Here is a 21931-nt window from a genome sequence, read left to right on the forward strand (position 1 = left end):
AGGACGATGAAATGTTGTCGCGTGCGGAGGCACATCGTGGGGCTGCAATGCTGGTCGCGAAAGCGGCGGCAGCCTTCAGACGCGATCGCCGCGGCATCGCGGCCATCGAATTCGCGTTGATCGCTCCACTGCTGCTGGCCATGTATTTCGTAACGATGGAAGTCTCGCAGGCGATCGAAACCAACAAAAAGGTGGGGCGTGTCGGCAGCATTGTCGCCGATCTGGTAACCCAGCAGAAGCAGGTGGACACGAACGCGCTCGACGACATCATGAAGATCGCGAGCACGGCGCTGATGCCCTATAATCGTTCCAGCCCGAGCGTAACCATAACCGCAATCAACATTACCGGCGGCCAGGCCACAGTCGAGTGGTCGCGCAAACTGGTCAATGGCGTAGCCAGCGCCAGCGCAGCAAAAAACAGCGTCATCGCCGTTCCATCGAGCTATAATGTAGCAGGCAATTTTCTGGTTCGCGTTGACGTCCAACTGAGCTATCACCCAGTCATCACCTGGTCGCCGAGCGGTAAGCAAACACTCGGTTTGACAGCGGCATTCGACAGCATCGATATGTCGGAAACTTCATACTACTACCCGCGCTACGTTCAGCAGAAGATCGAATGTTCGAACTGCTACGGGTCCAGTTAAGCCAAGAACGACAGGTCAAGCCGAATGGAATATCTCGCGGGTTTGCAATTGCAAGCCCTGCCAATGGTCTCTACTTTGGCGCGACGCAAGATCGGGTCTCAATGGCACGCGCATTCATTTTTGTCCTCGATTCATTCGGCATAGGCGGCTCGGCCGATGCCGCGCTTTATGGTGATGAAGGCGCGAATACCTTCGGCCATATTGCGCAGGCCTGTGCTGCCGGTCGCGCCGACAGAGACAGACTCCGTACGGGGCCGCTGCAACTTCCCAACATGCTTTCGCTAGGGCTGGCACGGGCTGCCGAAATTGCCAGCGGCTTGCGCGTCGATAATGCGCATATGCTTCGCGAATCCTGTTTTTATGGCGCAGCACAGGAAGTCTCACGCGGCAAGGACACGCCCTCCGGCCATTGGGAGATCGCGGGCCTGCCCGCACTTTTCGACTGGGGTTATTTTTCCGATACGATCCCGGCCTTTCCCGCCGCTCTGACCGAAGCGATGATCCGGGAAGGCAATGTGCCGGGCATCCTCGCCAACCGTCATGCCCCAGGCATCGAGGCCATCGAGAATTTCGGTGAGAAACACATCCGCACCGGCATGCCGATCTGCTACACTTCCGTGGATTCGGTACTACAGGTCGCCGCCCATGAGGACTATTTCGGCCTCGAACGGCTTTATGATTTCTGCAAGGTTGTGCGGCGCCTGTGCGATCCTCTGCATATCGGCCGGGTGATCGCCCGGCCTTTCGTCGGTGAAGCGAAAGGCGCTTTCAAGCGCACGCCGAACCGCAAGGACTATGCCGTGCCGCCGCCTGAACCGACTTTGCTTGACCGGCTGGCTGAAGCCGGATCCCATGTCTTCGCCATTGGCAAGATCGGCGACATCTTTGCTCATCGCGGTATTTCCGAGGTCCGCAAAGCTCCAAACAACATGGCCATGTTCGACATAGCCCTGGATGCGATCGACGACGCCAGGGAGGGTGACCTTGTCTTCGCCAATTTCGTAGATTTCGACACCGAATTCGGCCACCAACGCGACGTCGCTGGCTACGCTGCCGCTCTAGAAGCCTTCGACCAACGCGTGCCGGAAGCGCTGGCTAAGCTGAAAACCGGCGATCTTTTCATCCTGAGCGCCGATCATGGCAACGATCCGACATGGCGGGGCACAGACCATACGCGCGAGCGCATCCCTATCATTGGCGTAGCTTCCGGGATGGCAGGCGGTGATATCGGCTTGAGATCCACCTATTCCGATATAGGTGAAACAGTCGCGGCCCATCTCGGCATCGCCCCCGGTCGTCACGGCGCCTCCTTTCACACGAAAATCGGCGACCATGCCTGAACTTCCCGAAGTCGAGACCGTTCGACGCGGCTTGCAACCGGTCATGGAAGGTGCGCGTCTCATCAAGATTGAAACACGACGCCCGAATCTGCGATTTCCACTGCCGGAACGGTTCACAGAGCGCCTGACCGGCAGAACGATCACCGCGCTTGCGCGGCGCGCCAAATATCTCATCTTTCACGTTGAGGACGGTCCTGCCCTGATCTGCCATCTAGGCATGTCGGGTTCGTTTCGCGTCGAGTTTCCGAACAGCGAGGAGACGCCCGGCGGCTTTTACCATGAGCGGTCCAAAAGCACCGTCCACGACCATGTGGTGTTCGATCTGGAAACGGCCAACGGAGCTGATGTGCGCGTGGTCTTCAATGACCCTCGCCGCTTCGGCTTCATGCTTTTTTCAGAAGTTATGCCGGACTCCCACCCAATGCTTGCCGAGCTTGGAGTGGAGCCGACCGGAAATACCTTGGATGGTCCCCTACTGGCATCGCTTTTCGCAGGGCGGAAAAGTCCGCTCAAGGCAGCCCTACTCGATCAGCGCCTGATCGCGGGACTTGGCAATATTTATGTGTCGGAAGCGCTTTGGCGTGCCGGCCTCTCGCCGCTACGCACGGCCGGAACCATCGCCGGCCGCACCGCGAAAGACAAGGAACGGGCGACCAATCTGGCCGAGGCCGTACGCTCGGTAATCGCCGATGCCATTGCGGCAGGAGGTTCATCACTCCGCGATTACATGCAAACAGATGGCTCGCTGGGTTATTTCCAGCACGCTTTCGCAGTGTATGACCGCGCAGGCGAGGCCTGCCGGACACCCGGCTGCGGCGGGCATGTAGAACGCATTGTCCAGTCAGGCCGCTCGACCTTCTATTGTCGCGCCTGTCAAAAGTAGAATAGAGCAATCCCGTCTGAAAATTGCCTGCCCATCGGTAATTTCCCATGAAGGCAAGGAAGCACAGCCATGTCCTATGAGACGATCGTCACCGAACCTCGCAGCAAAGTTGGATTGATCCGCCTTAATCGACCGCAAGCCCTGAATGCGTTGAATATGCAGGTGCTGGCCGATCTCCTCGCGGCAGCCAGGGCATTCGACCGGGATGACGGCATCGGCGCCATGGTTATCACCGGTTCTGAAAAGGCCTTCGCTGCTGGCGCCGACATCAAGGAAATGCAGGCCAAGACCTATATCGATGCGTATATGCAGGATTTCTTTTCCGGTTGGGAGGACTTTGCCCGCATCCGCAAACCGATCATCGCGGCGGTCGCAGGCTATGCTTTGGGGGGCGGCTGCGAACTGGCCATGATGTGCGATTTCATCATTGCAGCAGACAACGCCAAATTCGGCCAACCCGAGATCACGCTTGGCGTTATGCCAGGCATGGGTGGATCGCAAAGGCTCACCCGCTTCATCGGCAAGTCCAAGGCGATGGATCTCGTTTTGACGGGACGAATGATGGATGCCACCGAAGCAGAGCGCTGCGGGCTTGTATCCCGGATAGTCCCGGTCGCCGACCTGATGGAAGAATCGATGAAGGCGGCAACCAAAATCGCCGATTTCTCACTGCCCGCCGTCGTCATGGCCAAGGAAGCCGTCAATCGCTCCTATGAGACAACCCTTTCGGAAGGTTTGCGATTCGAGCGGCGCGTTTTCCATTCCATGTTTGCTCTCGATGACCAGAAAGAGGGCATGGCTGCTTTCACGGAGAAGCGAAAGCCCCACTTCTCGAACCGTTGACGCGAGTAAATCGGTGATGGGGCCGCACCCAGCGTTGACGTTCAGAAAAAGCTGCATTATAAGCCGCACCAACTCGGGCGGCCTGTGGCTGCCTATTTGTTTTGCGCTGTGCGGAATGCCGCATCCGCTTCACCATTGATACAAAAGAGAGGCACCATGGCCAACACCTCCTCGGCCAAGAAGGCAACGCGCAAGATCGCTCGTCGCGCGGCAATGAACAAGAACCGTCGTTCGCGCGTGCGCACTTATGTTCGTCAGGTCGAAGAGGCGCTTGCTGCCGGTGATAAGGCAGCGGCTCAGGCCGCCTTCCAGGCAGCGCAGCCCGAATTGATGCGCGCTGCCACCAAGGGCGTGCTGCACAGGAACACGGCATCCCGCAAAGTCTCGCGATTGGCTCAACGACTCAAGTCTCTTTCGGCCTGACACGTTACCCATCGTCGATTTTTGGAACCCGGCCGCCTGCGACCGGGTTTTTTCGTTTGCCGGCAACAGCTTGGAAAGTTCGACCGTCTCGGACTTCTGCCTGGCCGAGAAAATTTCGTCGGCATATCGTTTTTGACTTATATTTCGGATTCTCGAATCAGCTTACCGTTGACATAAATAACCGTTGTTTCCCAACGGCTTATGGGAGGTCATCCACAGGATATTCACACTACAGGCGGAACACCGAGAGCAATCGTCTGTCAAGCAAAATATTAAAAAAAATTCTCTGCCCAACGGTCAATTACAGAGCTGCCGGAAAAGGGTTTGAATCACAAAGGCTTTGCCAAACAAGACGTGCGATGCGTCCCATTTTGAGGCATAGTTGGTAACCAGATTCGTTAAAAATCGGTTAGTCTCACCCTTGCTCTTTCCACAGCGATTTCGGTAGTGTCCCTCCATCGAAGGGACGGGCGTTAGACCCTTAACCTACCACAAATCGGCAAAGCTGGGGCCGCGGAAGCAATTCCGCGCATGTGGCAGGTTTGTCCTCTCGATATGAGTAGGGGAAGCGTAGCTGTTCACAGTTGACGAGACGTGCGCCGGCAATTTTTGCCGGGCAGGATTTTTTGTCGCTTCTTTCAGAGTGGGCCGAAAAGGCGCCAAAAAGGCAACGGCGATTGACCAGCGGCGGCGATCGTTACGGGACGAACCGACCGGATACAGTCACCGTATCCGGCCGGGACAGCAGGAGGCATGAGCGAGAATGCAAAGCAGCATAGACAAGGACCCCAGCGGCGAACGCCCTTTTTCCGGTGACATGAACGGAGCAAATGCGATGGCATTGGGGGACGCCGACGCCAGATTCGAACGTGTTCGAACGCAATTGAGAGCTAGGCTCGGCGGTGAGGTCTATTCAAGTTGGTTTGGCCGCATGAAACTCGCCGAAGCCTCGAAGGGCATCGTGCGCATGTCGGTGCCGACCGCGTTCCTGCGCTCCTGGATCAACGGACACTATCTCGATCACATTGCCGAACTCTGGAAGCAAGAAGATCCAGATATTCTTCGCGTCGAGATCATCGTCCGCACGGCAACGCGTCATATGCGCAGCGCGACTGAAGTCGCGCCTGCGGGCAAGCCAATAACGCGTCAAGCACACACCGCTCTTGCTTCGGGAACGCTCGGCGTAGGGAAGATACTGGATCGTCCCTCCTCGCCTCGTGCCACCAATGGTGGCGAAGAGGCGCGTCAAAGCGTGCTCGGCTCCCCCCTGGATTCTCGCTATACGTTCTCATCCTTCATCGAAGGGCCGTCCAACCGGGTTGCTTTCGCCGCAGCACGGGCAGTGGCGGAATCGCAGTCAAGCGCCGTGCGCTTCAACCCGCTTTTTCTTCATGCCACAGTCGGGCTCGGCAAGACGCATCTCTTGCAGGCCATTGCAGCGGAGTCACTCAAGCAGAACCCGAAATCGCGCGTCGTCTATCTGACCGCCGAATATTTCATGTGGCGGTTCGCAACGGCGATCCGCGACAACAACGCGCTGACTCTCAAGGAGCAACTGCGCGACATCGACCTGCTGATCATCGACGACATGCAATTCCTGCAAGGCAAGTCAATTCAGCACGAGTTCTGCCACCTGATCAACATGCTGCTCGACAGCGCCAAGCAGGTGGTTGTGGCAGCGGATCGTCCGCCGTCTGAACTGGAGTCGCTTGAACCGCGCGTGCGCTCGCGCCTGAATGGCGGTGTCGCGCTGGGAATGTCGGCACCTGACTTTACGATGCGGCTCGAAATGCTGAAGCTGAGACTGGCGAACGCTCGGGCTGATGATGCCTCGCTCGACATTTCGGACGAGATACTGACCCACATCGCTCAGGCCGTCACAGGCAGTGGCCGTGAACTGGAAGGCGCATTCAACCAGATTCTGTTTCGCCATTCCTTCGAGCCACAGATTACTGTTGACCGCATTGATGAGATTCTTGGCCACATTTATAGATCGGGTGAGCCGAAGCGGGTCCGCATCGAGGACATTCAGCGCATCGTAGCACGCCACTATAATGTGTCGAAGACAGAACTTTTATCCAACCGGCGTACCCGGACTATCGTCAAACCGCGTCAGGTGGCGATGTATCTTTCCAAGATTATGACGCCCCGTTCGTTACCCGAAATCGGCCGGCGTTTCGGTGGACGTGATCACACGACCGTACTGCACGCCGTCCGCAAAATCGAAGGTCTTTCAGGTGCCGACAATACACTGGCACAAGAATTGGAGCTGCTGCGCAGGCTGATCAACGATCAGGCATGAGGGGCATCGGGAATGGGCTATGTCACGCCCGGATTTATCCCCAGTCTCCCACTTTCAATCATTCCGAACCGGCTGCGCGGGCTTGCTTTTCAAGGGGTTTTCCTGTCAGTTTGAATGGAACTCCGAGCATCTTCGGACCTTTCGCGGGATCCTGGTTCCGGAGACCCGCCCTTCATTCTAGCGAGCCTTCAAAGTTATGCGTGTCATCCTCGAACGGTCCAATCTTCTAAAGTCCCTCAATCACGTTCACCGGGTAGTCGAGAGGCGCAATACCATTCCGATCCTGTCGAACGTGTTGCTGGTCGCCGATGGCGCCAGCCTCGAAATGAAGGCCACCGACCTTGACCTCGAGGTCACGGAAGCCACGCCAGCGAAGGTCGAGCAGGGCGGCGCGACAACGGTTCCGGCGCATCTCCTGTATGACATCGTCCGCAAACTGGCCGATGGCGCCGAGGTGATGCTGAAGACCGACGAAGACGGAAACGCCATGACGGTGGCTTCCGGCCGATCGAGCTTCCGCCTGCAATGCCTGCCGCAATCGGATTTCCCCGAGCTTTCTGCGGGCTCGTTCTCACATATCTTTCGGCTGGATTCCACGGCGCTGAAAGGATTAATTGAAAAGACCCAGTTCGCCATTTCCACCGAGGAAACGCGCTACTATCTCAACGGTATCTTCCTGCACACGCACGAAGAAGGGGGCCGGCTCAAGCTGCGATCAGTCGCAACTGACGGCCATCGCTTGGCACGGGCAGAAATAGAAGCGCCAGCGGGGTCGGAAGGCATGCCTGGGATCATTATACCGCGCAAAACGGTCAGCGAATTGCAGAAACTGGTTGATGACCCCGACATTGCTGTGACAACCGAACTTTCCGATACTAAGATCCGCTTCACCATCGGGCCAGTTGTCCTGACCTCAAAACTGATCGATGGCACCTTCCCCGATTATCAGCGCGTCATTCCGACCGGCAACGACAAGCAGTTGGTCCTCGACAGACAAAGCTTCGCCGCGGCCGTTGACCGTGTTTCCACCATCTCGTCCGAGCGCGGGAGGGCAGTTAAGATGTCGATCGCCGACGGCCAAGTGACGCTCGCTGTCAATAACCCCGATTCCGGCAGCGCGACGGAAGAGTTGCCGGCCGACTACACGTCCGAACCACTGGAAATCGGCTTCAATGCGCGCTACCTGCTCGATGTAGCTGCCCAACTCGGAGGCAGCGAAGCAAAATTCATGCTTGCCGATGCCGGTGCACCGACCCTGATCCACGACACGGCCGACGAGAATACGCTCTACGTTCTGATGCCGATGCGGGTGTGATCCTGCAACGTAAACGAGTGCTGTGATGTCCGGCCGAGGTGGCAGCACCTATTTTCGTAAGTTAACCATTACGAATTTTCGAAATTACTCGGCATTATCGGTCGACCTCGAACCCGTCGTCATCGTGCTGACCGGCGACAATGGTGCCGGTAAGACCAATTTGCTGGAAGCTGTATCGCTATTCATGCCGGGTCGTGGTTTGCGCCGTGCCTCCTACGGCGAGATGGCACGGGAAGGTGCCACCTGCAATTTTGCCCTGCATGCGCGACTGGATGGGTCAGCGGGAATCGTCGACATCGGGACCGGTGTGTCAATCGGCGGTTCTTTGAGCGATGGCGCGCGAAAGGTGCGCATCAACGGTGCACCCGCTCGCTCGGCCGAAGCAATGTTGGAATGGCTGCGCGTCATGTGGCTGACACCGGCGATGGACGCATTATTTACCGGCCCCGCCAGTGATCGCCGGCGCTTCCTCGATCGGCTGGTGCTTGCAATCGACGCCAGCCACGGTCAGCGCGCTCTTGCTTATGAAAAGGCGATGCGAGGGCGTAACCGCTTGCTTGCGGATAATTCTCGCAACAACGCCTGGTTCGACGCAATCGAGACCCAGATGGCCGAGACCGGCGTGGCAATCGCCGCGGCAAGGGTCGAACTGGTCCGCTTGCTTGCGGGAATGATAGAGCGGCTACCCGGAGACGGCCTCTTCCCGCAGGCCGATATCGGGCTGTCGGGAGCGCTGGAAATGGAAATCGGCGCACGCCCCGCTGTCGAGGTCGAGGAAAAATTCCGCAATGCACTGGCCACCGGTCGAGAACGTGACCGGGCCGCCGGTCGCACGCTTGATGGTCCCCATCGTTCCGATCTTGTGGTTCGGCACCGTCCCAAGGCGATGCCAGCGGAACTCTGTTCGACCGGCGAGCAAAAGGCGCTTCTGGTCGGCATCATGCTTTCGCATGCGCGACTGACAGGCGAAATGTCGGGAATGACGCCCATCCTTCTGCTCGACGAGATCGCGGCACATCTGGACGCAGGTCGGCGTGCGGCCCTTTTCTCGATCCTCGACGATTTGAAATGCCAGGCTTTCATGACCGGTACCGATGCGACGTTATTTTCCAGCCTGACTGGCCGCGCGCAGTTTTTGACCGTCAATCACGGAACGATCAGTCCCACGGATAACCCCTGACAAAAATGCGGCGGCGCACTAAGCTGAAGCCATGACAAGCATGATTTTCACCGATGAAGAATTGGAACGCTATGCACGCCATATCGTGCTGCCTGAACTCGGGGGCGCGGGTCAACAGAAGTTGAAACACGCGCGGGTTCTGGTGATTGGCGCTGGTGGTCTCGGCGCACCAGTGCTGGCCTATCTGGCTGCTGCCGGTATCGGAACGCTCGGCATTATCGACGATGATTTGGTTTCTCTTTCCAATCTGCAGCGCCAAATAATCCACGACACAGCGTCCGTCGGCGTGACGAAAGGGGAAAGCGCCAAGATGGCAATCGGCAGGATCAATCCTCATGCATCGGTCGAATTGCATAGCTTTCACCTGACAGCCGAGAATGCCCCTGCCCTGGTGCGTCGCTACGATCTGGTGATTGACGGTTCGGACAATTTCGAAACGCGCTATGCGGTGGCCGACGCCTGCGCGGCAGAGAAAAAGCCACTGGTGCATGCCGCCGTCGGGCGCTTCGATGGTTCTGTTACGGTACTGAAACCTTTCGAGACGGACGACAAGGGAAAACCAAATCCTTCCTATCGTGACCTCTTCCCCGAGCAACCACCACCAGACCTCATTCCCTCTTGCGCACAGGCTGGCATACTCGGCGCGCTGACAGGCGTCATAGGCACATTGCAAGCGATGGAAGCTATCAAGCTGATTACCGGCATCGGCAAACCGTTGATCGGGCGACTCCTGCTCTATGACGCGCTCGGAGCTCGTTTCGACACAATTCGCTATGCACGGTCAGAGCGGGATTAGAAGTGGCGCTACGACTCAGCCAACAAGAGCAAGCGACCGCTGCGGGGAGCAACGGTGAAGGCGCGGCAATGGCTATGCGGATCGTCGCCGAAAGCGCGCGACTGCTCGGTGCATCCAGATTGATTCCGATTGCCTCGGCGCATATCGATGGCGCGCTTTATCATGGCGATTCCGGTACGCTATTTGCCGAAAAGCTGGTCGAGGGTAAAGCCAAAGTCGCGATCCGTTCGACACTCAATGTCGGCGCGCTGGATCTGACAGGCTGCGTAAGGATCCGGTTGGAGAAACCGCAGCGCGACATGGCGCGGCGCATGATGGAGGCCTATCGGAAACTCGGCTGTGAGACGAGTTGGACCTGTGCGCCGTATCAGGCCGGCCACCGCCCAGCCTTTGGAACCGATGTCGCATGGGGCGAGTCCAACGCCGTCGTGTTTTGCAATTCAGTGCTTGGCGCACGCACAAATCGCTATGGCGATTTTCTCGATATCGCTTGTGCGATTGCCGGCCGAGCGCCGGATTATGGACTGCATCGGCCGGAAAGCCGGCGAGCGCGACTGATATTCGATGTCACCGCGCTGCCTGCCTCTTTTCTGGCTTCGGAGGCTGCCTGGCCAATATTAGGAAGTCTGTACGGACGGGAAGTCGGCGATGCCATTGGCGTCGTCACCGGTGTGACATGTCATCCGGGTGAAGACGCATTGAAAGCCTTCGGTGCGGCAGCAGCCTCCTCCGGAGCGGTTGGCCTCTTTCATATCGCCGGCGTGACGCCGGAATCGCCGGACAGCGAAACTGCGTTAGGTGGTGCGGAGCCGGAAACAATTGTCCGCGTGACGCCGCAACTGGCGGCTGCCGCGCGTGCGCGACTGTCAACGGCCGAACATCCGAAGACCGTGGATGCCGTCGCTGTCGGCAGCCCCCATCTTTCCTCGAATGAATTCGCGGCGTTGGAACACCTGATAGCGGAGCGACATCTGGCCGTGCCGCTTTATGCCTGCACGGGGCGTCATGTACTCGGCAGGTTGGAAAGCACGGGCCGCCGCAAAGCACTGGAGGCGGCAGGTGTCGTTATCGTTGCCGATACCTGTGTGGTGGTCACGCCCATCCTGCCCGATATGGCAGGCGGCGTGCTGATGACCAATTCCGGAAAATTTGCTCACTACGCACCCGGCAACACCGGCTATTCGGTGCTCTATGGCTCACTGGCCGACTGCGTGGAAAGTGCGGTCGCTGGCAAGCCGATCTTCATGGACATCGTCGCATGAGCTTGCAAGCCGAAGTCTTAGTAGACGGTAAATGCGGGCAAGGAGCGGCTCTGACGCTGACTCAGCCAATCAGCTTCTGGGGTGGAGTTGACGCCAAAAGCGGGCGGATCGTCGATGTCCGTCATCCGCAACATGGCCAATCCGTCGCCGGCCGCGTCTTGTTCCTGCCTGGAACCATCGGCTCATCCTCGGCCTCCGCAGTGCTGCTGGAACTGGTTCATAACGGCCACGCGCCTGCTGCCATTGTACTGCACGAGCTTGACGCAATCCTGCTTCTCGGGCTGATCGTAGCGCGCGAAATGGGTTGGCGAACGCCGATGGCCCTACGCCTGGACAAAAGCCGGTTCGGACACTTCAGTGGCCGAAACGTCCAGGTCTCGCCGCAGGCGCGGCTATCCGTCTGTGCCGAAGGTATTACACCTTAAGCGGCAGCACCCGGTCAGGCGGGCGATGGCCGTCGAAGAAAGTACGTATATTGATGATCACCTTCTCGCCCATGTCGATCCGGCCCTCAAGAGTGGCCGACCCCATATGCGGCAGAAGAACCATTTTGCCTTTTGCCGCAAGTTTCAGGAGCCTCTGATTGAGCGCCGGCTCGTTCTCATAGACGTCGAGCCCGGCGCCGGCAATCTTGCCTTCCTGAATGAGTTTGGTCAGTGCATCTTCGTCGATGAGGTCGCCGCGCGCCGTATTGACGATGTAGGCGGTCGGCTGGAGCAGTGCGAGCCGACGTCCCGACAACAGATGGAATGTGGCCGGCGTGGATGGGCAATTGACGGAGATGATGTCCATTCTAGCGAGCATCTGGTCGAGGCTTTCCCAATAGGTCGCCTCCAATTCGTCCTCGAGCGATTGCAGCACGCGATGGCGATTATGATAGTGAATGGAAAGGCCGAAAGCCTTGGCACGCCGCGCGACGGCCGTTCCAATGCGCCCCATGCCGACAATGCCGAGACGCTTACCCCAAATACGCCGTCCCAGCATCCATGTCGGCGACCAGCCTGCCCATTTCCTTTCACCCGGCAGCACATTGGCGCCTTCAGCCAGCCGGCGCGGCACGGCCAGGATCAGTGCCATGGTCATGTCGGCGGTATCTTCAGTCAGCACATTGGGCGTATTGGTGACCGTAATCCCCTTTTTGGCGGCGGCCCCGACGTCGATCTTGTCAACGCCATTGCTGAAACTGGCAATCAGTTTGAGATTTTCGCCGGCCTGCGCGATGAGGGCCGCGTCGATTGTGTCGGTAATAGTCGGCACCAGCACATCCGCCTCCCTGACGGCAGCAACCAGTTCGGGCTGCGTCATCGGGCGATCCTCGACGTTGAGGCGTGCGTCGAACAGTTCGCGCATTCGCGTTTCGACCGGATCCGGCAGTTTGCGCGTGATGACAACGAGTGGCTTCTTCTTGCCGGCCATTTTATCCTCGCGCCCCCTGCCCGTTGAGACCTCTTTAACCAAGACGCGCCAAACTGGAAAGCGGTCATGGCCCTTATGATTCATCTAGCAAGTGGCGCGACCGAAAACAAAGAAAAAGGGTGCGGTACCTGGTGCCGGCACCGATTGAAAGAAGGATCGAAAGTGGCTGGTCTTATGTCGCTTCGGCTTGCATTCGGCGCAGCATTGCTCAGCGTGGCGCTCATGTCTCAGCAGGCTCTCGCCCAAAACGCGGCAGCACCGGCGCAGACGATCCGGTTGGGGCCGAGCGGCCTTCCCCTGCCCCGTTTTGTCAGTTTGAAATCAGAACGCGTCAATTCGCGTATCGGACCTGGCGTGAACTATTCCGTGAACTGGATGTACGTCAAGGAAGGCCTGCCGATGGAGATCATCCAGGAATATTACACCTGGCGGCGCGTGCGCGATGCTGAAGGCTCCGAAGGCTGGATCACCCAATCGCTGCTTTCGGGCAAGCGCACGGGCATCGTTGCGCCGTGGCAGCGCGGCAAAAGCGCACGCATAAATCTCTATTCAGATGCAAGCAAGGAGTCGCGCGTAGTCGCAATAGCCGAGCCAGGGGTGATTGGCGCAATCAAGTCCTGCACAGGCCAGTGGTGCGAAATGACGCTCGGCGGTCAGACAGGCTGGATCGAGCAGTCGCAAATCTGGGGCGCTTATCCGGGCGAGAAAATCAAGGATTGAAGAGGATCAACTGCCGCGCTTTGGGCGTAACCTTATCACGACGTCGATATTGGCAATTTCCATCCCCTCGGGCGGAATCGGCAAGTTGTCGACCGTGACAGGCCCACCGTCGATGTCGAAGACTCGATTTTCGCCCTCGATATAGAAATGGTGATGATCGGACGTATTGGTGTCGAAATAGGTCTTGGACCCCTCCACAGCCAAGATACGCAGTAGCCCCACATCCGTGAACTGGTGCAAGGCATTATAAACGGTCGCCAGTGAAACCGGTACGCCGGCAGCCAACGCCTCTTCATGCAGTTCTTCCGCAGAAAGATGACGATCGCCCTTGGCGAACAGAAGCTCGGCCAACGCTACCCGCTGCCGGGTCGGCCTCAAGCCGGCCTCGCGAACACGCTTGTCCACAGCGATCGTTTCCTCAAATTCTTGCGAACCCATCAATCCAGCAAATTCTGTCTGCCTGCACGGTGCCAATCAGGCGTATAGCATAGGTGAGATATATTCTGCCAACGGCCCGCGATCAATAGCGTGCATTGACCCGGACATTCGGTCGCGTTAGGTCGGAGCAACAAAACCCGACCCAAAAAAGGCTGTATTAGCCGGGTCAAACACGATAATTGAACGAGACGGGCGTCGGCCGCCCGCACCACGACGGGGACAATGCTGATGGCGGATCCGAAATCCAGCTATGGTTATGAGGACTTGCTCGCCTGTGCTCGCGGCGAACTGTTCGGGCCCGGCAACGCCCAACTGCCAGCCCCGCCGATGCTGATGTTCGACCGCATCACCAAGATCAGCGAAACAGGCGGCGAGTTTGACAAGGGTTTCATCCGTGCCGAATTCGATATCAAACCGGATCTGTGGTTCTTCGCCTGCCATTTTATCGGCAACCCGATCATGCCCGGCTGTCTTGGCCTGGACGCCATGTGGCAACTTACAGGATTCTTCCTCGCCTGGCTGGGTGAATCCGGCAAGGGCATGGCGCTGTCCACTGGCGAGGTAAAGTTCAAGGGAATGGTCACGCCGTCCGTCAAGAAGGTCGAGTATGGCATCGATTTCAAGCGCGTCATGCGTGGACGACTGGTACTCGGCATAGCTGACGGCTGGCTCAAGGCCGATGGCGAACCTATTTACAAGGCAACCGACCTGAAGGTCGGTCTGTCGAAGCAGGAAGCCGAGACAGCCTGACCGGCACCCCACAGTTGAGGAGCAGCCTATGAGACGCGTCGTTGTCACGGGACTGGGCATCGTGTCATCCATCGGCAATGATGCCGACGAAGTCCGTCAATCGCTGCACGATGCCAGATCCGGCATCAGCTTTTCTGAATCTTTTGCCGAACATGGCTTTCGCTCGCAGGTATGGGGAGCGCCGACGCTTGATCCAACGGAATTGGTAGATCGCCGCGCCATGCGCTTCCTGTCGCGCGGCGGTGCATGGAATCACGTTGCCATGGCCCAGGCTATTGCCGATGCCAGACTTGACGATGACGAAATTACCAATGAACGCACCGGCATCATCATGGGCTCCGGCGGCCCGTCAACCCGCGTCATTGTGGAAGCAGCCGAAACGACATTGAAGAACGGTTCGCCGAAACGCATCGGCCCCTTTGCCGTGCCGAAAGCAATGTCGTCCACCGCCTCAGCGACGCTGGCGACATGGTTTAAGATCCACGGTGTCAATTATTCGATCTCATCAGCCTGCTCGACCTCGGCACATTGCATCGGCAATGCCGCCGAACTGATCCAGTGGGGCAAGCAGGATGTGATGTTCGCCGGCGGCCATGAAGACTTGGACTGGACCATGTCCGACCTTTTCGATGCCATGGGCGCAATGTCGTCCAAGTTCAACGATCGGGCGGCGTCCGCTTCCCGCGCCTATGACGCAACGCGCGATGGTTTTGTCATTGCCGGCGGCGCCGGCGTCCTCATCTTGGAAGAACTGGAGCGCGCCAAGGCGCGGGGCGCCAAGATTTACGCCGAGATCGTTGGCTACGGAGCCACCTCGGACGGCTATGACATGGTCGCTCCTTCCGGTGAAGGGGCGGTGCGCTGCATGAGACAGGCGACCTCCACCGTTTCTGCACCTATCGACTATATCAACACGCACGGCACCTCCACGCCTGTGGGTGATGCCAAGGAAATGGGAGCTATCCGTGAGGTATTCGGCGACAAGATGCCATACATCACCTCGACAAAGTCTCTCACGGGGCATTCACTCGGAGCGGCCGGCGTTCAGGAATCGATCTATTCGATCCTGATGATGCAAGCAGGCTTCATCGGCGAAAGCGCGCATATCGCTGAACTCGACCCGGAATTTGAAGGCATGCCGATCGTGCGCAAGCGCATCGATAATGCCAAAATTGACACTGTGCTTTCGAATTCCTTTGGCTTTGGCGGCACCAATGCAACACTCGTTTTCCAGCGCTACAACGGCTGAGGGTTTCTCCTGATGGAAAATCTGATGAAGGGTAAACGCGGGCTGGTCATGGGCGTTGCCAACGACCATTCGATAGCCTGGGGGATCGCAAAAAAATTGTCACAGCATGGCGCCGAGATCGCGCTATCCTACCAAGGGGAGGCGTTCGGCCGCCGCGTCAAACCATTGGCCGAGCAACTCGGCTCCACGCTGGTGGTGCCTTGTGATGTTGAAGACAGCGCATCTGTCGCGGCCACCTTCGAGACCATTGGAAAAAGCTGGGGCGGGCTCGACTTTGTTGTCCATGCCATCGGCTTCTCCGACAAGAACGAGTTGAAGGGCCTCTACGCCGACACGACGCGCGACAACTTCGTGCGAACCATGGTGATCTCCTGCTATTCTTTCACCGAAATTGCCCGACATGCTGCTGGCCTGATGCAGAATGGCGGAGCGATGGTTACGCTGACTTATGCCGGTTCCGTACGGGTCATGCCCAACTATAATGTCATGGGTGTCGCCAAGGCCGGGCTGGAAGCCAGCGTGCGTTATCTCGCCAATGATTACGGCTCGCGCGGCATTCGGGTAAACGGCATTTCTGCCGGCCCCGTGCGCACGCTGGCGGGCGCCGGCATTTCAGACGCGCGCCATATGTTTTCCTACCAGCAGCGAAACTCGCCGCTACGCCGGAACGTCACCATCGATGAAATCGGTGGCTCCGCACTTTATTTGCTGTCGGACCTGTCTTCAGGCGTGACCGGCGAAATCCATTATGTGGATTCCGGCTATCACATCGTCTCCATGCCGACGCTGGATGAACTCAAGGCGCATGACGAACGCGAATAGTTTGGCGTTCTCACCCTCGATCAACGAATAGCAGCGGTCAAAACCTTGAATTTTCCGTCGTTGGCGAGTTCGGAATGGCTGGCGAAGGCCGACGCCAAGGTCGCTTCATAAGGAAGCTGCCGGTTTGCCACCATGAACAGCCGGCCACCGGGTCTCAGTGCCTTGGCCGCTGTGCGAATGATCGCGGCGCCGATCTTAGGCTCGGCTGCCCGACTGCGATGAAAAGGCGGGTTCATGACGATGACATCATAGCGGCGCTCGACCGGCTCGGCCGTAAGATCGATCCAGAAGAAGCCAAGCTCCGCTTTTTCCGCCCCGACATTGACCTTCGCCGCCTCCAGCGATTCGAAATCTGCCTCGTACAGATCGATACCGGTGACGGACGGAAAGCGACCAACAATCTCGGCTGAGAGATAACCCCAGCCGGCGCAGAAATCCGCCACTTGCCCGCCAAGATCGCTCGGCAGCGTTTCGGTCAAGAGTTTCGACCCCACATCGATTTTTTCGAACGAAAACATCCCCGGTGCGGTGCGGAATCGGCCCTCGACCAGCGAACTGGGGTTGTTGGCACGCAGGGCGGCAGCGGCCTGGATGTCAGACGGCCCGCGAAACCAGAACACGCCGCCATGGTATTTCGGTAGATAGCCGTCCAGCACCACATGATTTTCCGCGGCTTTCCGCAAGCTGGCAATGCCGTCATCCTTGCCACCGGCCACGACGATCAAGCCCTCCGGCGCGGTGCGCTCCAGAGCTTCGGCCACGCGCAATTCATTCTGCCCGCGGTGGCGACCGGCAAGCACGAGAGTTCCGGCATAGCCAACGCCGGAAGGCCGCGGCTCGACAGCAAAGCCCGCCGATTGGAGTACGCGGAAAGAAGGCCGGAAACCCTGCACGAGATGAAGTGTCGTGTCGAAGCCCTGAGGCGGACGGAAGCCCGGTTCAGCCCCGAGAAACAGCGTGCGCGCCCCCTTCGCGGGCAATGGAAGCGCCTGCACCTCGAAGGGGTGAAGCAGCGTTCTCAACACATCTGACGCCATGATAGTCGATCAAGCCATTTCTGTCCGCTAACGACAAGTCACCGACGTCGGTTCCGCCGCGCGGTATCCAAATGCCAAAGAAAACGGGCGCGATCCAGGACCGCGCCCGTTTGAAAATTCAGAGACTGATCAAGCCGCGTCTTCGGATTCCGCCTTCTTTTCCTTGGCAATCTCCTTACCCGTCGCCTGATCGACAACCTTCATGGAAAGGCGGACCTTGCCGCGCTCGTCAAAGCCCATCAGCTTGACCCAGACCTTGTCGCCTTCCTTAACCACATCGGAGGTCTTGGCAACACGCTCATTCGCGAGTTGGGAGATATGGACCAGTCCGTCCTTGGGGCCGAAGAAATTAACAAAAGCGCCAAAATCGGCAGTCTTGACGACCGTGCCTTCATAGATCTCGCCGACTTCCGGCTCGGCGACAATGGTATGGATCCACTTCTTCGCCGCCTCGATTTCCTTAGCGTTGGACGAAGCGATCTTGACCGTGCCGTCATCCTCAATGTTGATCTTGGCCCCCGTCTTCTCGACGATCTCGCGGATGACCTTGCCGCCGGAGCCGATCACGTCGCGGATCTTTTCGCTCGGAATGTGCATGACTTCGATGCGCGGCGCGAACTCGCCAAGCTCGGAGCGTGCACCAGAGAGCGCCTTGCCCATCTCGCCGAGAATATGCAGGCGACCATCCTTGGCCTGGCCGAGCGCGATCTTCATAATCTCCTCGGTAATGCCGTCGATCTTGATATCCATCTGCAGTGACGTGATGCCACCCGAGGTGCCGGCGACCTTGAAATCCATATCGCCGAGATGATCCTCGTCGCCAAGGATGTCGGAAAGCACCGCGAAGCGCTCGCCTTCCTTGATCAGGCCCATGGCGATACCGGCGACAGGCTTGGCCAGTGGAACACCGGCATCCATCAGAGCCAGCGAGGTGCCGCAGACAGTCGCCATCGAGGACGACCCGTTGGACTCGGTGATCTCCGAGACGACGCGCAACGTATAGGGAAACTGCTCGGCGGTGGGCAGCATCGGACGGATGGCGCGCCAGGCGAGCTTACCATGGCCGATTTCGCGGCGACCCGGCGAACCCATGCGGCCAGTCTCACCAACCGAGTAGGGTGGGAAGTTATAATGAAGGAGGAACTTCTCCTTATACATGCCAGTCAACGCATCGACATATTGCTCATCTTCGCCTGTGCCGAGGGTCGCAACGACGATTGCCTGCGTCTCACCACGGGTGAACAGCGCCGACCCATGGGTGCGCGGCAAAACGCCGACCTCGGAGTCGATAGCACGGACCGTCTTCAGGTCGCGGCCGTCGATGCGCGAACCAGTATCCAGGATGTTCCAGCGCACCACCTTGGCCTGGAGTCCCTTGAACACGCTTCCGATCTGTTCGGATGTGTATTTCGCGTCTTCGCCTTCCGCAGGCGCGAACGCAGCCTTGACCTTGACCTTCACCGCTTCTACCGCAGCATAGCGGTGCTGCTTGTCGGTGATCTTGTAAGCATCGCGCAGCTCATCTCCGACCACTTTCAGCATCTCAGCTTCGAGCGCGGACGTGTCGGGCGCAGTGAAATCACGCGGATCTTTGGCAGCAACTTCTGCCAGCTTGATGATCGCGTCGATCACCGGTTGGAAACCCTTATGGCCGAACATGACGGCGCCCAGCATCGTCTCTTCGTCCAGTTCCTTGGCTTCCGACTCGACCATCAGAACGGCATCGCTGGTGCCGGCAACGACCAAATCAAGCTTGGACTCCTGCATTTCGTCGACATGCGGATTGAGCACGTACTCACCATTGATGTAGCCGACACGCGCGCCGCCGATCGGGCCCATGAAAGGCACACCCGAAAGTGTCAGCGCGGCCGAGGTGGCAACGATAGACAGGATGTCTGGGTCGTTTTCCAGATCATGCTGGACAACCGTTACGACGATCTGGGTGTCGTTCTTGTAGCCGTCGGCGAAGAGCGGGCGGATAGGGCGATCGATGAGACGCGAGACCAGTGTCTCCTTTTCGCTCGGACGGCCCTCGCGCTTGAAGTAGCCGCCTGGGATCTTGCCGGCGGCGTAGGTCTTTTCCTGGTAGTTGACGGTCAACGGGAAGAAATCGAGACCGGGCTTCGGTTCTTTCATCGAAACGACGGTGGCCAGGACCTTGGTCTCGCCATAAGTTGCCAGCACGGCACCATCAGCCTGCCGTGCGATCTTGCCGGTCTCGAGAATGAGCGGACGACCGCCCCATTCGATTTCAACTTTGTGTTGATTGAACATGTCTTGTCCTTTGTGTGCGGGAAGAGCCGCGCCGCTCTTGGTGGCGCGCTCCTGTCCCTGGCTTGTTGCGGGCAGCCACGGGCAAGACAACGGGAAGCTCAATTTTTGATAAGGCGCGAGGCCCTCGCGCGAGCGTCCTGCAATCCTGCCCCATGACCGTCCATGGGAGGTTCCGCGCGGCCCTTTGCCGCCCTGGAACCGGCGGGCCAGATCGGCCGGCCCAAATGCGAGGCCGGCGGGTCCTTGAAGGAGCCCGCCGGCCATCAAGTCAACGACGCAGGCCGAGTTTCTCGATCAGCGTCTGGTAACGCGCGCTATCCTTGCGATTGAGGTAATCGAGGAGACTGCGGCGCTGGGAAACGAGAGCGAGCAGACCACGCCGGGAATGATTATCCTTCTTGTGGTCCTTGAAGTGCTCGGTCAGGTTCTTGATGCGTTCGGAAAGGATGGCAACCTGCACCTCCGGCGAACCGGTATCACCTTTGGCGGTGGCAAACTCGACCATCAATTCATTCTTGCGTTCGGCAGTAATCGACATCGTGCTTTTCCTTTATTCGTTGGAGGAAACGGGACGCCTTGAGCCAGGATGTCGTCCAGCAAAGGCCACTTCAGATCGCGCGTTTCTGCGCGATGCTGCGGCGCATATAGAGCAATCGGCTGTAAAAAGCCAGCCTGTTTCCGCAGACCGACCGTGTGCCCGGCTCACAGCATTTCCTGTTGAGACAGGCCTTCAGCCATCGTCAACGACTTGTCGCGTGATTTGCTATCCGCCAAATACCCGCCGGGGTTTGAACATACCCTGTTCGATAGCTCCGATAGCCACCAGTTTTCCACGCGACGTGGCGCAGGCGTCCTCAGCTTCAACCGGCGCATCACGCCCACGAACGATGATTGGATTGCCCAGCCTGAGTCGAGTCGCTGCGTCGTCGTTGATCGCCACTTGCGGAAGGCAATCGAGCGCAGCCACGGTATCGATCAGGAATGAATCAATCGCGCTGAAGTCCGGCTTTCCGTCAACCTCGGACGGAGTGTCGGTGCTTGCCTGCTCAGCCACTTGTGCAAAACGCGCAGCGTCCAGTTCGGCCACGGTCACAAAATCCTCGCCGGTAAAAGGATAAACTTCCGTGCGGCGCAACTCGGAGATATGGCCGAAGCAACCAAGGTCGCGGCCCATATCGCGCGCCAATGAGCGCACATAGGTGCCCTTGCCGCATTCGATCTCGAATAGTGTTTGCCCTTCCTTATGCGTGACGATGTCAAGACGACCGATCTCAACCTCGCGCGGCGGAATTTCGACCGCCGCACCGTCACGAGCAAGATCGTAGGCACGTTCACCGGCGATCTTGATAGCGGAGAACTGCGGCGGCGTTTGCATGACGATGCCGGTATATTGCGGCAGAAGCGCCCGAACTTCGGCCTCTGACGGCTGCTTTTCGGAGCTTTTCGTCACTGGGCCTTCAAGATCGTCTGTCGCCCGCTCCTCGCCCCATGCAACGATGAAGCGATAGATCTTGGCGCCATCCTGCACATAAGGAACAGTCTTGGTGGCGTCACCAAGCGCGATCGGCAGCATGCCGGATGCGAGGGGATCGAGCGTCCCCGCATGACCGGCCTTTTCCGCCTGGAACAGCCATTTGACCTTGGAGACAGCGTCGGTGGAGCCCATTCCAACCGGCTTGTCCAGAATGACCCACCCGGAAACAGAGCGGCCCTTTTTCTTACCCCTGCGCGCCACTAACCTTTGTCCTCATCGTCTTTGCCCAGATCGCGTGCCACCTCCGGCGAATGAAGCAGAGCATCGATCTTCTGGAAATTGTCGTAGCTGGTGTCGATCCGGAAGCGGAATTCCGGCATGTATTTCATCTGCCGCAGAGCATCCGAGACGCGCCCCCGAATAAACTTCGCATGGCGGTTGAGCGCATCGACTACCGCCTTGTCATCCAATGCGCCCAACGGGGTAACGAAGGCTGTGGCGATCTTCAAGTCCGGCGACATGCGCACCTCGGATACGGAGATTACTGCATTATCGACGAGGTCATCGCGAATCTCACTGCGCTGGAGCATTTCAGCGAGCGCATGGCGCACTTGTTCCCCAACACGCAGCATGCGCTGGGAAGGGCCGTAATTCCTGGAACTGGGCATAGCCTCATCCTGAAAGAGCGCGCAGCGGGATGGGACCGCTGCGCGTCATACACATTATAGGAGCGGTTGTGACTTTCCGCCAATCACCAGTTACG

At 58.4% G+C, this 21931-nt stretch carries 22 protein-coding genes; 15 read left to right on the forward strand and 7 right to left on the reverse strand.

What is annotated here, in order from left to right; all coding sequences use genetic code 11:
- Positions 1 to 47 precede the first annotated feature (47 nt).
- The 11 genes from BFN67_RS14830 to BFN67_RS14880 all read left to right on the forward strand — a co-directional run bounded on the left by BFN67_RS14830 (position 48) and on the right by BFN67_RS14880 (position 11413).
- A complete protein-coding gene (locus BFN67_RS14830; RefSeq protein ID WP_245295272.1) occupies positions 48 to 644 on the forward strand; it encodes a TadE family protein in 597 nt (198 codons plus the stop codon).
- A 101-nt stretch (positions 645 to 745) separates the two neighbouring features.
- Complete coding sequence (locus tag BFN67_RS14835; RefSeq protein ID WP_080920332.1) at positions 746 to 1984, forward strand: phosphopentomutase; 1239 nt, start codon at positions 746 to 748, stop codon at positions 1982 to 1984.
- Positions 1977 to 2867, forward strand: a complete 891-nt coding sequence (mutM, locus tag BFN67_RS14840) for a bifunctional DNA-formamidopyrimidine glycosylase/DNA-(apurinic or apyrimidinic site) lyase (protein WP_080920333.1) — start codon at positions 1977 to 1979, stop codon at positions 2865 to 2867. Before BFN67_RS14835 ends, mutM begins: the two co-directional genes overlap by 8 nt.
- 69 nt (positions 2868 to 2936) lie before the next feature.
- The gene (locus tag BFN67_RS14845) at positions 2937 to 3710 is read left to right on the forward strand and encodes an enoyl-CoA hydratase (protein ID WP_080920334.1); all 774 of its coding nucleotides are present in this window, start codon (positions 2937 to 2939) and stop codon (positions 3708 to 3710) included.
- Positions 3711 to 3866: 156 nt separating this feature from the next.
- Positions 3867 to 4133 (forward strand): 30S ribosomal protein S20, encoded by a 267-nt coding sequence (rpsT, locus tag BFN67_RS14850; protein ID WP_080920335.1) that lies wholly within the window; start codon positions 3867 to 3869, stop codon positions 4131 to 4133.
- A gap of 763 nt (positions 4134 to 4896) precedes the next feature.
- Positions 4897 to 6435 carry a chromosomal replication initiator protein DnaA gene (gene dnaA / locus BFN67_RS14855; RefSeq protein WP_080920336.1) on the forward strand — a complete coding sequence of 513 codons (1539 nt, stop codon included), beginning with the start codon at positions 4897 to 4899 and terminating at the stop codon, positions 6433 to 6435.
- A gap of 196 nt (positions 6436 to 6631) precedes the next feature.
- Positions 6632 to 7750 carry a DNA polymerase III subunit beta gene (gene dnaN, locus BFN67_RS14860; protein ID WP_080920337.1) on the forward strand — a complete coding sequence of 373 codons (1119 nt, stop codon included), beginning with the start codon at positions 6632 to 6634 and terminating at the stop codon, positions 7748 to 7750.
- Positions 7751 to 7775: 25 nt separating this feature from the next.
- On the forward strand, positions 7776 to 8930 hold the full coding sequence (gene recF / locus BFN67_RS14865; RefSeq protein WP_080920338.1) for a DNA replication/repair protein RecF: 1155 nt from the start codon (positions 7776 to 7778) through the stop codon (positions 8928 to 8930).
- Between the two features lie 31 nt (positions 8931 to 8961).
- Positions 8962 to 9726: a molybdopterin-synthase adenylyltransferase MoeB gene (locus tag BFN67_RS14870; protein ID WP_080920339.1), complete on the forward strand. Its 765-nt coding sequence runs from the start codon at positions 8962 to 8964 to the stop codon at positions 9724 to 9726.
- Positions 9727 to 9728: 2 nt separating this feature from the next.
- Positions 9729 to 10988 carry an aconitase X gene (locus BFN67_RS14875; RefSeq protein WP_080920340.1) on the forward strand — a complete coding sequence of 420 codons (1260 nt, stop codon included), beginning with the start codon at positions 9729 to 9731 and terminating at the stop codon, positions 10986 to 10988.
- Complete coding sequence (locus BFN67_RS14880; protein WP_080920341.1) at positions 10985 to 11413, forward strand: aconitase X swivel domain-containing protein; 429 nt, start codon at positions 10985 to 10987, stop codon at positions 11411 to 11413. Before BFN67_RS14875 ends, BFN67_RS14880 begins: the two co-directional genes overlap by 4 nt.
- Here BFN67_RS14880 and BFN67_RS14885 read toward each other — a convergent pair.
- Positions 11403 to 12404, reverse strand: a complete 1002-nt coding sequence (locus BFN67_RS14885; RefSeq protein ID WP_080920497.1) for a 2-hydroxyacid dehydrogenase — start codon at positions 12402 to 12404, stop codon at positions 11403 to 11405. The genes BFN67_RS14880 and BFN67_RS14885 overlap by 11 nt on opposite strands.
- Positions 12405 to 12566: 162 nt before the next feature.
- On the opposite strand from BFN67_RS14885, the gene BFN67_RS14890 reads away from it, so the two are divergent.
- Positions 12567 to 13124, forward strand: coding sequence for an SH3 domain-containing protein (locus BFN67_RS14890; protein ID WP_080920342.1), 558 nt, complete (start codon positions 12567 to 12569; stop codon positions 13122 to 13124).
- Between the two features lie 6 nt (positions 13125 to 13130).
- Here the strand turns inward: BFN67_RS14890 and irrA are convergent, their stop codons facing one another.
- Positions 13131 to 13562 (reverse strand): iron response transcriptional regulator IrrA, encoded by a 432-nt coding sequence (irrA, locus tag BFN67_RS14895; RefSeq protein WP_080920343.1) that lies wholly within the window; start codon positions 13560 to 13562, stop codon positions 13131 to 13133.
- A 228-nt stretch (positions 13563 to 13790) separates the two neighbouring features.
- On the opposite strand from irrA, the gene fabA reads away from it, so the two are divergent.
- The 3 genes from fabA to fabI are packed head-to-tail and all read left to right on the forward strand — an operon-like array spanning position 13791 to position 16383.
- The gene (fabA, locus tag BFN67_RS14900) at positions 13791 to 14312 is read left to right on the forward strand and encodes a 3-hydroxyacyl-[acyl-carrier-protein] dehydratase FabA (RefSeq protein ID WP_080920344.1); all 522 of its coding nucleotides are present in this window, start codon (positions 13791 to 13793) and stop codon (positions 14310 to 14312) included.
- Positions 14313 to 14340: 28 nt separating this feature from the next.
- A complete protein-coding gene (fabB, locus tag BFN67_RS14905; RefSeq protein ID WP_080920345.1) occupies positions 14341 to 15561 on the forward strand; it encodes a beta-ketoacyl-ACP synthase I in 1221 nt (406 codons plus the stop codon).
- Positions 15562 to 15573: 12 nt separating this feature from the next.
- On the forward strand, positions 15574 to 16383 hold the full coding sequence (gene fabI / locus BFN67_RS14910; protein WP_080920346.1) for an enoyl-ACP reductase FabI: 810 nt from the start codon (positions 15574 to 15576) through the stop codon (positions 16381 to 16383).
- A 20-nt stretch (positions 16384 to 16403) separates the two neighbouring features.
- Here fabI and BFN67_RS14915 read toward each other — a convergent pair whose 3' ends face one another.
- From BFN67_RS14915 to rbfA, 5 genes are all read right to left on the reverse strand, one after another.
- Positions 16404 to 17420 (reverse strand): class I SAM-dependent methyltransferase, encoded by a 1017-nt coding sequence (locus tag BFN67_RS14915; protein ID WP_080920347.1) that lies wholly within the window; start codon positions 17418 to 17420, stop codon positions 16404 to 16406.
- A gap of 129 nt (positions 17421 to 17549) precedes the next feature.
- Complete coding sequence (gene pnp / locus BFN67_RS14920; protein ID WP_080920348.1) at positions 17550 to 19694, reverse strand: polyribonucleotide nucleotidyltransferase; 2145 nt, start codon at positions 19692 to 19694, stop codon at positions 17550 to 17552.
- Between the two features lie 268 nt (positions 19695 to 19962).
- The gene (gene rpsO / locus BFN67_RS14925) at positions 19963 to 20232 is read right to left on the reverse strand and encodes a 30S ribosomal protein S15 (RefSeq protein ID WP_080920349.1); all 270 of its coding nucleotides are present in this window, start codon (positions 20230 to 20232) and stop codon (positions 19963 to 19965) included.
- Positions 20233 to 20457: 225 nt separating this feature from the next.
- Complete coding sequence (truB, locus tag BFN67_RS14930) at positions 20458 to 21429, reverse strand: tRNA pseudouridine(55) synthase TruB (protein ID WP_080920350.1); 972 nt, start codon at positions 21427 to 21429, stop codon at positions 20458 to 20460.
- Positions 21429 to 21836, reverse strand: coding sequence for a 30S ribosome-binding factor RbfA (rbfA, locus tag BFN67_RS14935; RefSeq protein ID WP_080920351.1), 408 nt, complete (start codon positions 21834 to 21836; stop codon positions 21429 to 21431). Before rbfA ends, truB begins: the two co-directional genes overlap by 1 nt.
- Positions 21837 to 21931 lie beyond the last annotated feature (95 nt).

The organism is Manganibacter manganicus, assembly GCF_002075885.1.
Lineage (GTDB): Bacteria > Pseudomonadota > Alphaproteobacteria > Rhizobiales > Rhizobiaceae > Mesorhizobium > Mesorhizobium manganicum.

What these genes read in the sequence shown, in the direction of transcription:
- pnp (WP_080920348.1), bottom strand. Translation starts at nt 19,694, where the DNA reads ATGTTCAATCAACACAAAGTTGAAATCGAATGGGGCGGTCGTCCGCTC.
- rpsO (WP_080920349.1), bottom strand. Translation starts at nt 20,232, where the DNA reads ATGTCGATTACTGCCGAACGCAAGAATGAATTGATGGTCGAGTTTGCC.
- BFN67_RS14835 (WP_080920332.1), top strand. Translation starts at nt 746, where the DNA reads ATGGCACGCGCATTCATTTTTGTCCTCGATTCATTCGGCATAGGCGGC.
- irrA (WP_080920343.1), bottom strand. Translation starts at nt 13,562, where the DNA reads ATGGGTTCGCAAGAATTTGAGGAAACGATCGCTGTGGACAAGCGTGTT.
- BFN67_RS14885 (WP_080920497.1), bottom strand. Translation starts at nt 12,404, where the DNA reads ATGGCCGGCAAGAAGAAGCCACTCGTTGTCATCACGCGCAAACTGCCG.
- fabI (WP_080920346.1), top strand. Translation starts at nt 15,574, where the DNA reads ATGGAAAATCTGATGAAGGGTAAACGCGGGCTGGTCATGGGCGTTGCC.
- BFN67_RS14880 (WP_080920341.1), top strand. Translation starts at nt 10,985, where the DNA reads ATGAGCTTGCAAGCCGAAGTCTTAGTAGACGGTAAATGCGGGCAAGGA.
- rpsT (WP_080920335.1), top strand. Translation starts at nt 3,867, where the DNA reads ATGGCCAACACCTCCTCGGCCAAGAAGGCAACGCGCAAGATCGCTCGT.
- BFN67_RS14845 (WP_080920334.1), top strand. Translation starts at nt 2,937, where the DNA reads ATGTCCTATGAGACGATCGTCACCGAACCTCGCAGCAAAGTTGGATTG.
- fabA (WP_080920344.1), top strand. Translation starts at nt 13,791, where the DNA reads ATGGCGGATCCGAAATCCAGCTATGGTTATGAGGACTTGCTCGCCTGT.
- rbfA (WP_080920351.1), bottom strand. Translation starts at nt 21,836, where the DNA reads ATGCCCAGTTCCAGGAATTACGGCCCTTCCCAGCGCATGCTGCGTGTT.
- BFN67_RS14830 (WP_245295272.1), top strand. Translation starts at nt 48, where the DNA reads ATGCTGGTCGCGAAAGCGGCGGCAGCCTTCAGACGCGATCGCCGCGGC.
- BFN67_RS14870 (WP_080920339.1), top strand. Translation starts at nt 8,962, where the DNA reads ATGACAAGCATGATTTTCACCGATGAAGAATTGGAACGCTATGCACGC.
- dnaA (WP_080920336.1), top strand. Translation starts at nt 4,897, where the DNA reads ATGCAAAGCAGCATAGACAAGGACCCCAGCGGCGAACGCCCTTTTTCC.
- fabB (WP_080920345.1), top strand. Translation starts at nt 14,341, where the DNA reads ATGAGACGCGTCGTTGTCACGGGACTGGGCATCGTGTCATCCATCGGC.
- dnaN (WP_080920337.1), top strand. Translation starts at nt 6,632, where the DNA reads ATGCGTGTCATCCTCGAACGGTCCAATCTTCTAAAGTCCCTCAATCAC.
- BFN67_RS14915 (WP_080920347.1), bottom strand. Translation starts at nt 17,420, where the DNA reads ATGGCGTCAGATGTGTTGAGAACGCTGCTTCACCCCTTCGAGGTGCAG.
- recF (WP_080920338.1), top strand. Translation starts at nt 7,776, where the DNA reads ATGTCCGGCCGAGGTGGCAGCACCTATTTTCGTAAGTTAACCATTACG.
- mutM (WP_080920333.1), top strand. Translation starts at nt 1,977, where the DNA reads ATGCCTGAACTTCCCGAAGTCGAGACCGTTCGACGCGGCTTGCAACCG.